Genomic DNA, 13,494 nt, shown 5'->3' on the forward strand with positions numbered 1-13,494 from the left:
CAGTGAAAGAGTTGGTACTGACTAAACCCATTGTGGCGGCAAATGAGACGCTTCATGTGCTGGAAATCCGCGAGCCCACTTACGACGAAGTTGAGCAATTCGGCATCCCTTTCAGCTACAACGAGTCCGGTGAAATGAAACTGGATTCCCGCGTCACGCTGAAATACATCCCGGTGCTTGCAGCTATCCCGCGTTCTTCGGCTGCGAAACTGGCGCTCAAGGATGTATTTATGGCTTCAATGACAATCGTTGGTTTTTTTACGGGGTCGGAAGCGGCGGAGGGTTCAGAAAGCGACTCTACAACACAGCCCACTTCTGGCGCATAAATCCGCTTGAGTTAAAAAATGTCAGCCTCAGCAAGTTCCTTGAAATGGAATCTGAGGCTGTCCGCATCTCTGAGGAAATGAACCGTGGCAGATAGTTTTCAGCTGAAGGCGATCATCACGGCAGTGGATCAGTTATCTGGTCCACTGAAGGGGATGAGCAAAACCTCAAAGGCTTCCAAAAAGAAGCCAAAAATATCATGGTCAATGCGGCGGCTATGGGCGTCGCGCTGACATCTGCCTTTGCAGTGCCAATCAGCCAGGCGATGGATTTTGAATCGCAGATGGCAGACGTTCGCAAGGTCGTGAACTTCGACACCCCACAGCAGTTTAAAGAGATGAGTGAGGACGTACTCAAGCTTTCGACTCAGTTGCCAATGGCTGCAAACGGCATTGCTCAGATCGTTGCGGCTGGTGGTCAGTCAGGTATTGCGCGTAAAGACCTGATGCAGTTCGCCAGCGATGCGGTGAAGATGGGCGTGGCATTTGACCAGACTGCAGAAGAGTCAGGCCAGATGATGGCGCAATGGCGAACCGCCTTCAAAATGACTCAGGATGGCGTGGTGGTTCTCGCCGATAAAATTAACTACCTGGGCAACACTGGACCGGCTAATGCACAAAAGATTTCCGATATCGTCACCCGCATTGGTCCTTTGGGTGGTGTTGCTGGTGTGGCTTCCGGTGAGATTGCCGCGATGGGCGCAACCATCGCGGGTATGGGCGTGGAGTCTGAGATAGCCGCAACGGGCATCAAAAACTTCATGCTTTCCCTTACCTCTGGCAAGTCAGCCACGGCATCACAGAAGAAAGCGCTGAAGTTTATAAAGATTGATCCTGGCCAGTTAGCGGCTGACATGCAGAAGGATTCACGCGCCGCGATGCTTAAGGTGCTGGACTCTCTGGCTAAGGTGCCAAAAGACAAACAGGCAGCGGTCATGAATGCGCTGTTTGGCAAAGAGTCGCTTGGTGCGATTGCACCTCTGCTGACGAACCTGGACTTACTGCGCACCAACTTCAATCGTGTTGCGGATGCGCAGCAGTATGCAGGGTCGATGCAGAAGGAATATGAGTCGCGCGCGGCTACGACGGCGAACTCTGTTCAGTTGCTTAAGAATCAGTTCAACGCTGCCAGCATAACCATCGGAGATATGTTCCTGCCAGATATCGTCAGGCTGACTCAGAAGGTTCAGCCGATGGTTGAACAGTTCAGGCAGTTCACCAAAGCTAACCCCGAGATGGTTCGCGGCACCTTTAAGTTTGGCCTCACATTGCTTGGCACAGCCTCTGCTGTTGGTATTGCCGTCAAGGCAGTGAAAATGTTTGAAACCGTGCTGAAGATGTCCACCATGGGCAAACTGGTCTCGCTGCTGGTACTGGGTGGAAGCCTTATTGTCAGTAACTGGGATCAGGTTGGGCCGGTTGTTAAAGCAGTATGGCAAGACGTGAATGATGTCGTTGAAGCGATGGGTGGATGGCAGAGCACGATTGAAGGTATCAGTGCCGTCATGGCTGGCGTATTCACAATCCGCACCGTTGGCACTCTGAAAACCGCGCTTACAACAGCGACTTCACTTTCCGGCGTGCTGGCGCAGATAGCTTCACTCGGTGCTTTGACGGTGTCCATTGGCGTTGCGATTTACATCTTCAAAAACTAAATGATATCGCTGATGCAGTTACTGAAAAGGACGGCACAACATCCTTCTGGCAATCCCTGAAGAACCGCTGGAATGCGGGAGGCTGGTACAACAATCAGCAGGGCGGCGGAGGCTATCAGTCAGCGGTTCCGCTTTCTCGCCCACAGCAGGGCGAATTGAAGGTAACATTCGATAATGCGCCGCCCGGCATGCGAGTTGCGCCAGCGGGTAACTCACTACCCTGGCTTAACTATGATGTCGGATATAACCGCTTCTCAAACCAGTAACCCGCTCCGGCGGGTTTTTTATTGCCCGGAGATTGCATGAGCTGGATTGATAATCTGCAGGATGCCTCACTGCGCGGCGTGCCTTTCAAAGTCGATGAGGATGAAGCTACTTTCGGACGCCGTGTTCAGGTTCATGAATACCCTAACCGCGATAAGCCATGGGCAGAAGATATGGGGCGTGCAACGCGGCGCTTCAGCGTTCAGGCGTATCTGGTCGGCGATGACTATTTTGAACAGCGAAATAGGCTGATCGAGGCGGTTGAAAAGCCCGGTAGTTGCACGCTCGTTCATCCGTTCTACGGCGAAATGACCGTCACTGTTACGGATGAAGTGCGTGTAAGCCACACCAAAGACGAAGGCCGCATGTGCCGAGTCAGCTTCAGCTTCATCGAGTCGGGCGAACTGTCATTCCCTAAAGCCGGTATTGCAACAGGGATGAAGCTTACTGGTGCCGCAGCGCTAATGGATGATTTCCTGTCATCGGCATTTGAAGCGTTTGGGCTTGATGGTCTGCCAGACTTCACGCAAAACGGCCTGCTGGATGATGCAACGGAGATGTTCAATACCGTAACTGACGCCATGCAGTACGTGGATTCAGGTATCAGCGCAGCATCCCGTTTGTTGCAGGGGGATTTGTCCGTGCTGTTGATGCCGCCATCCAGTGGCATGAGCTTTGTAAATCAGCTTCAGACTATGTGGCGAGCCGGTACAAAGCTGAGCGGTAATGTCACAGACCTTATCTCAATGGTCAAAGGCCTCAGCGGTATTACCCTCGATACAGGACTTGCCCCGCGTGGAGTCTGGAAAACAGACAGTGCCAGCACGCAGGCAAGAACAGAGCAGCGAAATTACGTGGCGCAGGCTATTCGCACGTCGGCACTGAGCGAGGCAGTGAATACGGTAACGAGCCTTCCCAAATCCGCATCATCAAGCACGAATGCGGTAGAACAGGCGTCAGCGACAGTCATTGTTTCGCACCCTGCAGTTAATGACGTGCTGGAAGACGATACAGCCGTGGGGGTAACCACTTCCACAGCAACTGACACGGTTCCGTCCTGGGATGATTTAACCGAAGTTCGCGACACGCTAAATACCGCCATCGATCAGGAGATGATCCGCGTAACCGATGACGGACTTTTCCTTGCGCTTCGACAGGTACGCACCGCGCTGAATGAAGATATTACGGCACGTCTTGAACAAACCTCAAGAACGGTTGAACGCATCCCGCCCGAAGTTTTACCTGCAGTAGTGCTTGCTGCTGACTGGTATGACGATGCCGGGCGTGAATATGACATCACCGCGCGCAATGCCATCCGGCACCCCGGATTCGTTCCGGTAAAAACCCTCAGAGTGCCCGTCCAGTGAATACAACCGTACTTCTACGCGTTAATGGCCGTGAGTGGGGCGGGTGGACCTCTGTCCGCATTGCCGGAGGCATTGAACGTATCGCAAGAGATTTCAACGTTCAGATTACACGCTCATGGCCGGGTGACGAATCACAGGTCAGTCGTCGCAGCCGCATTAAAAAGGCCGACAAGGTTGAAGTGCTGATCGGTGACGATTTGGTTATCACCGGATGGGTGGAAGCAATGCCCGTGCGGTATGACGCTAACAGCATTTCAATGGGTATCGTTGGCCGCAGTAAAACATCCGACCTCGTTGATTGTTCGGCCTCACCCTCGCAGTACAACGGACGTTCAATCGTTCAGGTTGCGTCTGACCTTGCCAAACCTTTCAGCATTAACGTTGTGGATGCGGGCGGCGTGTCTGGCGTATTGCAGGGCGTGCAGGCCGACCAGGGCGAATCCGTTATGGATGTGCTGAATAAGATGCTGGGACTGCAGCAGGCGCTGGCCTATGACAACGCAGCGGGGGATTTAGTCATTGGCGGGATCGGCACTGTAAAAGCCACCACCGCACTGGTGCTGGGCGAAAATATCCTGACCTGCGACAGCGAGCAGAGCATTAAAGACCGCTTCAGTAGCTACCAGGTGTCAGGCATGCGTGCCGGAAACAATGATGATTTTGGCGAAGCAACCACAACGGCTATTCGGGGCTCGGCAACAGACACTGGTATTGCCCGCTACAGGCCGCTTCTGGTCAGGCAGACAGGTAATGCCACTTCAGCAACCTGTGCAGAGCGTAGCGAGTTTGAAATGCGCCAGCGTGCTGCCAAAACTGACGAGGTGACTTACACCGTTCAGGGTTGGCATCAGGGAGACGGAAAGCTGTGGCAGCCCAACATGCTGGTGAACGTATTCGATCCCGTCCTAGGATTTGATAACCGTGAAATGGTGATCGCGGAGGTGACCTATCAGCAGGATGAAAACGGCACCATCAGTGAGCTACGAGTTGGCCCTGCCGACGCTTATCTCCCTGAGCCTGCTAAGTCCGGCAAGCGTAAGAAGAAAGCAGCAGTGGAGGATGATTTCTGATGGCTGGTCCACTTGATGCGATTAATCGGGCTATTTCAAATGTTCTCGCCAGAGCGGTGCTGCGTGGTATCGATACCGCCAGTAAGTGCCAGATGCTGGAAATCAGTATGCCAGGCGGTGAAGGAAAAAACGATATCGAACATCTTGAGCCCTATGGCTTTACGTCAGCGGCATTGAGCGGCGCGGAAGCAGTTGCGGCTTACTTTGATGGCGATCGCTCTCATGGCGTCGTGCTGGTGGTGGCGGATCGGCGTTATCGCCTTAAAGGCTTGAAGGGCGGTGAGGTTGCCATTTATGACGATGAGGCCAAGTCGGTAACACTTACACGAACAGGAATTGTTGTTGATGGTGGAGGGAAACTCATCACGCTCAAAAATGCCCCAAAAGCCCGTTTTGAAATGGACATTGAGGCAACCGGAAACATCACCGACAACTGTGACTCTGGCGGCGTCTCCATGGCTCAGATGCGCGTGACTTACAACGGTCACAAGCACAAAGAAAACGGGGACGGTGGCGGCACAACGGACGCAACCTTGCAACAAATGGATAGCTCATGATCCTCACAATAAATGGTAAGCAGCAGGCGGTGTACGAGTTAACCGACCCGCTAACCCGCGCGGTTGTCATCTCCCTCTTCACCTGGAGAAAAGCAGGAAAAGACGACGTGCCTGAAGAGGTCAATGGCTGGTGGGGAGACTCGTTCCCGACTATTCAGAATGACCGGATCGGCTCCCGCCTTTATTTACTTAAGCGCTCAAAACTTACAAACCAGACGCCGCTTAAAGCCCGTGAGTACATCGCAGAAGCGCTGCAGTGGCTCACGACTGATGGTGTGGCCGCGCGTGTGGATGTCACCGCACAAAGGCTCGGCATCAATGCACTGTCAGCTTCTACGGTTATTAAGAAACAGGACGGCACAACCCTGACGCTTACCTTTGATGATTTATGGAGTGAACTTAATGGCTGATAGCGGATATTCCCGCCCGACACTCCCGCAGCTGATCACCGCAGTACGGAGCGATATTCTTACACGCCTCGCGGCTGATTCAACGCTGGCAGAATTACGCCGCACAGACGCCGAGGTCTACAGCCGCGTTCTGGCTGCCTCAGTCCATACCGTGTATGGCTATATCGACTATCTCGCCCGCAATCTTCTTGCCGACCTTGCCGATGAAGACTGGCTAATCCGCCATGGGAACATGAAGCGAGCACCGCGCAAGGCAGCTACTTACGCAAGTGGCTATGTTCGCTGGGATGGCGTAACGGGTACTACCGGTATTGCTGCTGGTGTGACCATCCAGCGTGATGATCTGGTGTCATTCACCACTACTGCCAGCGCTACGCCTTCTGGTGGCGTGCTTCGTGTGCCAGTCACCTGCGATACGGCAGGCGTCACCGGCAATACTGATGACGGTATCACAATGCGCCTTACCAGTCCGGTAACTGGGCTGGCTTCAGCTGGAGTGGCAGATACCATTCAGGGCGGCACCGATATCGAAGACCTTGAGGTATGGCGCGCCAGAATTATTGAGCGCTGGTATTACACCCCGCAGGTGGAGCAGATCCCGATTATGAGGTGTGGGCGAAAGAGGTATCTGGCGTAACCCGTGCATGGACCTACCGGCATTGGGCAGGTCGCGGAACGGTGGGCGTCATGCTTGCAAACAGCGACCTTTATAACCCGATACCGGATGCCGCTGTTGTGGCTGCCGTCCAGGCACATATTGAACCGCTTGCCCCGATAGCAGGGTCGGACGTTTACGCTTTCGCCGCAACCCCTCATGTCGTTGATTATCACATCCGCCTCACGCCCGACACTGAAGATATCAGGCTGGCTGTAGAGGCGGAGATCAGAGCGATGAATCTCCGAGATGGTGTACCTGAGGGCGCGCTTGAGCCGTCCCGAATCAGTGAAGCCATCAGCCTGGCGACCGGTGAATACAGCCACGTTCTCGTAAGCCCGGCAGATGAGGTGCCAATCGCAAAAGGTGAAGTGGGAGTAGTGGGAGACTTCACATGGACCTGACAGCGCAGTACGAGCAGATGCTGGGCGCGTTGCTGCCGCGTGGGCCAGCGTGGGATGCTGAAGACCCGTTGCTGCAGGGTTTTGCTCCGGTTATGTCTCGCGCACATCAACGTGCTGACGCACTGATGCTGGAGATCGACCCACGTTCCGTTACCGAACTCATAGATCGCTACGAAGGTATTACCGGGCTTCCCGACAGTTGCACGCCAGCAGGCACACAAACGCTTCAGCAGCGCCGCCAGCGTTTAGATGCGAAAGTAAATCTTGCTGGTGGGATAAACGAAGCTTTTTATCGCGCGCAGCTGGATGCGCTGGGTTATACCGAAGCGACAATAACGCGATATCCCAAAAGTAGTTTCACCTGTGTATCTGACTGCACAGAATCCTTATATAGCGATGAATGGCGATATTACTGGCGCGTAAACATCCCTGCAGCAGCTCAAATCAGCCCTATGATCTGCATCAGTAATTGTACTGATTCAATCCGTTCATGGGGCGAAACCGTGGTTGAGTGCGTGCTCAACAAGCTTGCCCCGTCTCACACTTACGTAATCTTTTTATACACGGAGTAATCCATGCATCGTATTGACACGTCTACTGCTCAGGTGGACAAATTCGGCTCGGGTAAAAATGGCTTCACGGGTGGCAACCCACAAACCGGCGTCCTGCCTACAGCGCTTGATGCGGATTACTTCGATAGCCTGCAGGAAGAACTTGCAGGTGTAATTGAAGCCGCTGGAATTACACTAAAAAAGATACGAACTCGCAGTTGCTAACGGCCATGAGAGCCTTATTTACAGGTCGTCAAATTGGCGCGCCAATCGTAATGACAGCAACAGGAACATATACTCCCAGTTCATCACTGGTTAAATATGTTGAAGTTGAGCTTTATGCTCCCGGGGGAGGTAGCGCGGGAGTGCCAGCATACTCAGGAAGTACTGCTGCGATAGCTGGGGGGGCGTCGGCAGGAACCTGGGTTAAGTTCAGAATACCCGTTTCTTTAATAGCGTCTGGCGTTCTTGTAACAATCGGTATTCCAGGGGTGGCCGGTGTATCAGGTGGGGGCACTGGCGGAGCAGGTGGAAATTCATCTTTCGGCTCACTGGTTGTCTGTCCCGGCGGTCTTGGAAGTGGTTACTCAACGTCAACTACAGCAACTAACGCAGGAGGAGCAAATTCTCCTGCTGAAGCGACTATTTCATCATCAGTCACAGTGATTGCTAAATCCAGAGGACAGGCAGGTGCCCCGGGGTATCTGTCTAACAACACCAGTGGTTCACCCGGCCTTGGTGGTGCTACTCCTGTTGGTTCATCTGGCCCAGATTCAGCTGGTAACGGGGCAGGGGGAAGTGGTAGCCGAGCTATTTCATCAGACACTACAGCAAAAGCAGGCAATATTGGTGGTCCAGGCCTTTGCATACTAAGAGAGATGGCATAATGACGAAATCATACGCACTTATTCAAGATGGTACCGTCACTAACACGATCGTATGGGATGGTCCGGATGTTTCACCGGTTGACTTTGGTGAAGGTGTAACTTACGCGGAAATACCAGACGGCGAAGGTAATCAACCTTCAATCGGATGGAGTTATGATGGTTCTAAATTTGCTGTTCCCCCTCTTACTGATGAGCAAATAGAGGCGCAGAATCAGCAAAATATAGCCAATAATGTATCGACCAAAGCCAGCTTAATTGCACAGGCAACGATTGCGATTGCACCACTTCAGGATGCTGTGGACTTGGATGAAGCGACTGACGCAGAAACATCGTCACTTAAGCTATGGAAACAGTATCGCGTGGCTGTGAATCGCATTGATGCCAACACTGCCGATGACATCACATGGCCTGACCAGCCTGCGTAACTGAAAGCCCCGGTAACGGGGCAGGCATGTGCCGCGACTATCTTTTTGCAGACTGCGAGTTGGGTGAGTACAGGTGAACTCCTCACTCCGTTACACTCCAACAAAATTCCCTTCCCGCCAATCCCTTCCCATGCATCATGCGTAAAAAAGCCCGCGCAGTGGCGGGCAAAGTGGTTCATGGCAGGGTTGACCTGCAAATCTCGTACGCTAACGCGCAACATCCTGTATGCGTGTAGCTATTAAAGGCTAGGGCAATGTCAGTTGTATCTATGTGGGAATGGTCTGACAAGTTATTAGGTTAGGATTGTTCTATGCTGGGGCACAAAAAACCCGGCGCGGTGGCCGGGTTAATCCTTTTCTTTTGACGTTTTAGAAGTGGGGAATAGACCACGTATAACTCCCAAAAACGCAGCAAAAACATTTAAAGTTACAGCAGATGTAATTGCTATGATGACTGGGTCTGGGAATATCGTGAAACCGAAGATTCTGGAGAACCCATAACAGAACAGAAGTATGGCCCACCCATACAATGTTTTTCTAACAACCTTGTACGCTTTATCGCCAAACTTTTCTCGAAGAGCCCTATCAGCCTTTCTGTCCTCAACCTCTTCATTGAGTAACATAAGGTCTTTTTCGCTAGATTTCTCTTCACGAACTACCTCGCCCTTAGCGGTATGAGGTGGTTCATCGACTTGAGAGTTTTCAGGAGCAAGTAGCCCCGCATCAGCTGGAGGGACTACTTGACTTAGAATGTCTACCTTAGGATGCTCTTCCATGATCTTCCAATTTAGGCATTTTGGTTAGGATGGATGTAGTTGGCCATTTCATCAAAATTAATAATTGATCCATCACCGCCACGTAGACTCCACGCAGTTCCCGGGGCGTGAGTCATTGCTGATAATTGAGTGCCTGAAAACTTACCATAAACTTCAGTAATGCGATCAATGAGTTCAGTTGCTGTCTTATCATTAGGGTCAACTTCAGGTGTTATCAGTCTAATACCATTGCCATCTGGAGATGGAACCGCTCTGGTTATTTTGTTCATTACGGGGGTGTATCCGTAATTTTTCAAGTCATGGTAAAGCGAAGTAATGACTGGCCCGTGACGCCATCTGGCAAAACTATCGTCAATTATTGGAGTGTTACCATAGAGCTTGAGGAACCAAGACTGTGTGTAAAACAACAGCTTTTGAACCTTCATAGGAGTCAGATCAGAGATCTTACCCTGAGCTGCTCTTTCAATGAAGGCATTAGCTACCGCGCTAGCTGAGTAAGCCATCTTATGCCTCCTTCGTTAAAATTAAGATGTGTGAAAACTTCTCTAAAGGTGTCTACCTAAGAGTGGTCTGTATGGATGTACAGTAATTATAATAACCCCAAGCACATCACAATGCACATATTATATTGTAACGGAGTTAGCCGCCACCGTTCGCAGATAACATTATGTGCTGAGGATTCATGAATGACAGCACGATTAACTTATTGAATGTGATTTGAGCTAATTTTTACACCCCTACAACAAAATTCCCATACCCGCCAAAGACTTTACAAAAACCTCCCTAATAGCATCTTGATAAGGTTCTTCTTACAAATAATACTGTGCGTATATACAGTAAAGTTATGGAGGAACATCTCATGCCCCGCGACTACGAAATCATGATGGCTTTTAGGCAGGCGATTACGCGTGATGCCGAAGGCCGCTTTACCATCAGTACCCTCGACTTTGTTACCGTGCTTAAACGCTACAAGTGGGATTATTCCCTGCGTGACGCCAATAAGTGGATCGAGACGCACACGACCACTTTCCGGGATATATCCTCAAGTGAGGGAGAGGAGCGTGTATTTCAGGTGTTCAATCCAAATGGTTGATCTAATGAATATAAAACGCGTAATGAAGTGCTTCTATTGAGACCATAGCCATGAAATTTTACAAGCCTGCGGATTTACGCGCCATTTTAGAGTTGCCATTGTTCAATGACCGGGTTCCGTGTGGCTTCCCATCACCGGCGCAGGATTATGTTGAGCAACGCATTGACCTTAACAGCCTGCTTATCAGTCATCCCAGCTCGACCTATTTCATCAAGGTAAGTGGAGAATCGATGATTGACGCTGGAATCAGTGATGGCGACATGCTTGTTGTTGACAGCTCAGTCAAGGCCGAACACGGCGACATTATCGTTGCTTCATTGGGTGGTGAGTTCACGGTAAAGCAGCTAATAACTAAGCCATTTCTACAACTGAAGCCAATGAACTCTGCTCACTCAGTCATAGAGATTACTGACCCTGACCTGTTTGAAATATTTGGCGTGGTGAAGCACTCCATTAAAACGATGAGTCGATAATGTTCGCCCTGGTTGATGTGAACTCGTTCTATGCTAGTTGTGAGACTGTTTTCCGTCCTGACCTGCGCGGTAAGCCGGTTGTTGTCTTATCCAATAACGATGGCTGCGTGATCGCTCGTTCGGCTGAGGCCAAAAAGTTGCAGGTGCCAATGGGCGCGCCTTACTTCAAGCTTAAAGACGAGTTCAGAAAGCATGGTGTCCACATCTTCAGTTCGAACTATGCGCTCTACGCTGACATGTCTAACCGGGTAATGACCACGCTTGAAGAGATGGCGCCTGCTGTTGAAATCTACTCAATAGACGAGGCCTTTATGCTGCTTGATGGAATGAGCAGGATTGAGCCATTGGAAAACTTCGGACGCCGTGTAAGGGCGCGCATAAAGCAGGAAACGCATCTCACTGTTGGAGTTGGTATCGCGCCAACCAAGACATTGGCTAAGCTGGCAAATCACGCAGCCAAGAAATGGTCAAAGACAGGCGGTGTGCTGGACCTGTCCAATATTGACCGTCAAAAGAAGCTAATGGCTCTTGTGCCAGTCGAAGACGTCTGGGGCGTTGGCCGTCGAATCAGCAAGAAGCTAAATGCCATGGGCATCATCACGGCCAAAGACCTCTCAGAGCAGAGCACTTATATCATCTGTAAGCACTTCAATGTGGTGCTTGAGAGAACGGTGCGAGAGTTGCGTGGCGAGCAATGCCTTGAGATAGAAGAGTTCGCACCAACTAAACAGCAAATTGTTTGCTCACGCTCGTTTGGCTCACGGATAACCGAATACATGGGGATGCGACAGGCGATATGCGCTTATGCGGAGCGTGCTGCGGAGAAGCTGCGCGGAGAACGTCAATTCTGCAGACAGGTAGCGGTATTCGTCCGAACCAGCCCACATGCAGAAAATGAAATTTACTACGGCAATCAGGCTATGGGTAATTTGATGACTCCATCCAATGACACCCGCGACATCATCCGAGTTGCTATGGAGATGCTGGATCGCATCTGGCTCGATAATCGGCGTTACATGAAGGCAGGCGTCATGCTGGGCGACTTTTTCAGCCAGGGTGTTTCACAACTCAATCTCTTTGACGAACACAAACCACAGGCCAACAGTGAGGCGCTGATGCGCGTTGTAGATGGCCTCAACCAGAGCGGGAAGGGGAAACTATGGTTCGCAGGACAGGGTACTCAGAAAGCGTGGGCAATGAAGCGGGAAATGCTGTCACCGGCGTACACCACTCGCTATTCGGACCTGCCAGTGGCGAGATGACGCTGCCGGTTCAAAAGGTCATGGCAACCAGCACGACCTGCTACCTGGTGGAGTGGAAGGGGCGGAGTTGCATAGTTGATGAGAAGCGGCGGCCACAAAACGGCGATACTGTTTTGCTCGATATGTCAGGCCTCTATGAATGGGGTCACGCTTATCTGCACCCTAGCCGGATTATCACGGATGACGGCCTTACACTGGAAGATGATTTGCTTGAGGATGTGGCTGTTGTGGGGGTGGTAACGCATGAGGTCACCGCGATACATGAACAGGACGGCTCACCAATTTAATGCCCAGAATAAAAAAGCCCGGGAAACAACAGTCACCCGGGCGGCAACAATTACATGCCTGATACATCAATGGAGTGTTGGTAGTCCCGAGGAAAACTAGAACTTTTGGATAATAACGCTTTCTGAATAATTTACTAGTTAGAGCCCACAAAAAAGCCCGCACAGAGGCGGGCCAAAATTCGTTCAATGCTAAAATTCTCTTCTCGTAAAACAACACGTTTGCTGTGTGTATCACGGGGATATAGTAGCATCACTTTCCGAAACGCTCCGAAAATGATCGATGATAAGAATTATCCGGCAGGATTTTATTTTCTAATGGATACGACTCAGGTCATTAAATCACCAGTGATTCTCTGCTTCATCTCACGTTTATGCTTGTGGTAATCCTCACCACATTCGGCCGAACAGAAAGCTGTTGCTGCAACGATTGGCTCGTCCGCACACCAGATGCAGTTGCCGTTTCGGCTAACTAATCTCGGTATACGCGCTGACATCGAAGCCGCCAAGTGAGCCTCTTCGCGTTCTTGCGCCAGATCTACATCATCCATAATTAATTCCTAATGCATTGTCGTCAAAATTTAAGCAATGATAGCTCATATCTAAGGTTTAGTTTCAGACAATAAAAATTAGCTCCGGTCTAAGTAAAAAGCTTCGATTGGTAGAGGGTGAGCAACTAGAAGATGTGGTGGTGGTCGAGGTATCACTCTGGATAAGAACCTGCGTCATACCCTATTGAAAAATAAAAGCCCGTTACTGGTGGCAGGCCGGGCTGGCACAATCCTATGCCAAACATTTCCAATGAGAGTTGGTCAACATCACAGGTAAGTAGAAGTGACACATTGATAATAGGATGGCACTGAGGAAAAGCTAGCGAAGCGGCATTTGATACTAACGGCTCAGACCAAAGCGGGAAGTGGAAGCCATGGTTCGCAGGTCAGGGTATTCAGAAATCGTGGACAATGAAGCGGGAAATGTTGTCTCCGGCATACACCACTCGATATTCGGACCTGCCAGTGGCGAGGTGACTCTCCCGGC

14 protein-coding genes and 4 pseudogenes are annotated in these 13,494 nt (G+C 51.0%); 15 read left to right on the top strand and 3 right to left on the bottom strand.

The genetic code is table 11. The annotated features are described in order from the left end of the window. Window positions 1-2: 2 nt before the first annotated feature. The 10 genes and pseudogenes from HA45_RS09325 to HA45_RS09370 all read left to right on the top strand — a co-directional run bounded on the left by HA45_RS09325 (window position 3) and on the right by HA45_RS09370 (window position 8,568). A complete protein-coding gene (locus tag HA45_RS09325) occupies window positions 3-326 on the top strand; it encodes a phage tail assembly protein (RefSeq protein WP_100702735.1) in 324 nt (107 codons plus the stop codon). 84 nt (window positions 327-410) lie between these two features. After that, window positions 411-2,244: pseudogene (locus tag HA45_RS09330) on the top strand (phage tail tape measure protein). Between the two features lie 36 nt (window positions 2,245-2,280). Beyond that, entirely contained in the window at window positions 2,281-3,609 is a 1,329-nt protein-coding gene (locus HA45_RS09335) for a DNA circularization protein (RefSeq protein ID WP_100702698.1), read from the top strand. After that, window positions 3,606-4,679, top strand: coding sequence for a phage baseplate assembly protein (locus tag HA45_RS09340; RefSeq protein WP_100702699.1), 1,074 nt, complete (start codon window positions 3,606-3,608; stop codon window positions 4,677-4,679). The genes HA45_RS09335 and HA45_RS09340 overlap by 4 nt, the downstream gene beginning before the upstream one ends. Further along, window positions 4,679-5,236 carry a phage baseplate assembly protein domain-containing protein gene (locus tag HA45_RS09345; protein WP_100702700.1) on the top strand — a complete coding sequence of 186 codons (558 nt, stop codon included), beginning with the start codon at window positions 4,679-4,681 and terminating at the stop codon, window positions 5,234-5,236. Before HA45_RS09340 ends, HA45_RS09345 begins: the two co-directional genes overlap by 1 nt. Next, window positions 5,233-5,646, top strand: a complete 414-nt coding sequence (locus HA45_RS09350; RefSeq protein ID WP_100702701.1) for a phage GP46 family protein — start codon at window positions 5,233-5,235, stop codon at window positions 5,644-5,646. The genes HA45_RS09345 and HA45_RS09350 overlap by 4 nt, the downstream gene beginning before the upstream one ends. Next, window positions 5,639-6,705 (top strand): annotated as a pseudogene (locus HA45_RS09355) (baseplate J/gp47 family protein). The gene HA45_RS09350 and the pseudogene HA45_RS09355 overlap by 8 nt, the downstream one beginning before the upstream one ends. Then, entirely contained in the window at window positions 6,696-7,277 is a 582-nt protein-coding gene (locus HA45_RS09360) for a YmfQ family protein (RefSeq protein WP_100702703.1), read from the top strand. Before HA45_RS09355 ends, HA45_RS09360 begins: the two are co-directional and overlap by 10 nt. Before the next feature lie 3 nt (window positions 7,278-7,280). Continuing rightward, window positions 7,281-7,513 (top strand): annotated as a pseudogene (locus HA45_RS09365) (gp53-like domain-containing protein); the annotation flags it as partial. A 629-nt stretch (window positions 7,514-8,142) separates the two neighbouring features. Beyond that, a complete protein-coding gene (locus HA45_RS09370; protein ID WP_100702704.1) occupies window positions 8,143-8,568 on the top strand; it encodes a tail fiber assembly protein in 426 nt (141 codons plus the stop codon). Between the two features lie 347 nt (window positions 8,569-8,915). Here the strand turns inward: HA45_RS09370 and HA45_RS09375 are convergent, their stop codons facing one another. Together HA45_RS09375 and HA45_RS09380 are read right to left on the bottom strand one after the other, a co-directional pair. Continuing rightward, a complete protein-coding gene (locus HA45_RS09375) occupies window positions 8,916-9,344 on the bottom strand; it encodes a hypothetical protein (protein ID WP_205960955.1) in 429 nt (142 codons plus the stop codon). 11 nt (window positions 9,345-9,355) lie between these two features. After that, window positions 9,356-9,847, bottom strand: a complete 492-nt coding sequence (locus HA45_RS09380) for a Panacea domain-containing protein (protein WP_100702705.1) — start codon at window positions 9,845-9,847, stop codon at window positions 9,356-9,358. A 356-nt stretch (window positions 9,848-10,203) separates the two neighbouring features. On the opposite strand from HA45_RS09380, the gene HA45_RS09385 reads away from it, so the two are divergent. The 4 genes from HA45_RS09385 to HA45_RS09400 are packed head-to-tail and all read left to right on the top strand — an operon-like array spanning window position 10,204 to window position 12,459. After that, entirely contained in the window at window positions 10,204-10,437 is a 234-nt protein-coding gene (locus HA45_RS09385) for a DNA polymerase V (protein ID WP_100702706.1), read from the top strand. A 50-nt stretch (window positions 10,438-10,487) separates the two neighbouring features. Further along, entirely contained in the window at window positions 10,488-10,910 is a 423-nt protein-coding gene (gene umuD / locus HA45_RS09390) for a translesion error-prone DNA polymerase V autoproteolytic subunit (RefSeq protein WP_100702707.1), read from the top strand. Beyond that, a complete protein-coding gene (gene umuC, locus HA45_RS09395) occupies window positions 10,910-12,172 on the top strand; it encodes a translesion error-prone DNA polymerase V subunit UmuC (RefSeq protein ID WP_100702708.1) in 1,263 nt (420 codons plus the stop codon). Before umuD ends, umuC begins: the two co-directional genes overlap by 1 nt. Continuing rightward, window positions 12,169-12,459 (top strand): hypothetical protein, encoded by a 291-nt coding sequence (locus HA45_RS09400; RefSeq protein WP_052696538.1) that lies wholly within the window; start codon window positions 12,169-12,171, stop codon window positions 12,457-12,459. Before umuC ends, HA45_RS09400 begins: the two co-directional genes overlap by 4 nt. A 326-nt stretch (window positions 12,460-12,785) precedes the next feature. Here HA45_RS09400 and HA45_RS09405 read toward each other — a convergent pair whose 3' ends face one another. Continuing rightward, window positions 12,786-13,007, bottom strand: coding sequence for a DUF2116 family Zn-ribbon domain-containing protein (locus HA45_RS09405; protein WP_100702709.1), 222 nt, complete (start codon window positions 13,005-13,007; stop codon window positions 12,786-12,788). Window positions 13,008-13,358: 351 nt separating this feature from the next. On the opposite strand from HA45_RS09405, the pseudogene HA45_RS09410 reads away from it, so the two are divergent. Beyond that, window positions 13,359-13,484: pseudogene (locus tag HA45_RS09410) on the top strand (DUF4113 domain-containing protein); the annotation flags it as partial. Window positions 13,485-13,494 lie beyond the last annotated feature (10 nt).

Source organism: Pantoea rodasii, assembly GCF_002095465.1.
GTDB lineage: Bacteria > Pseudomonadota > Gammaproteobacteria > Enterobacterales > Enterobacteriaceae > Pantoea > Pantoea rodasii.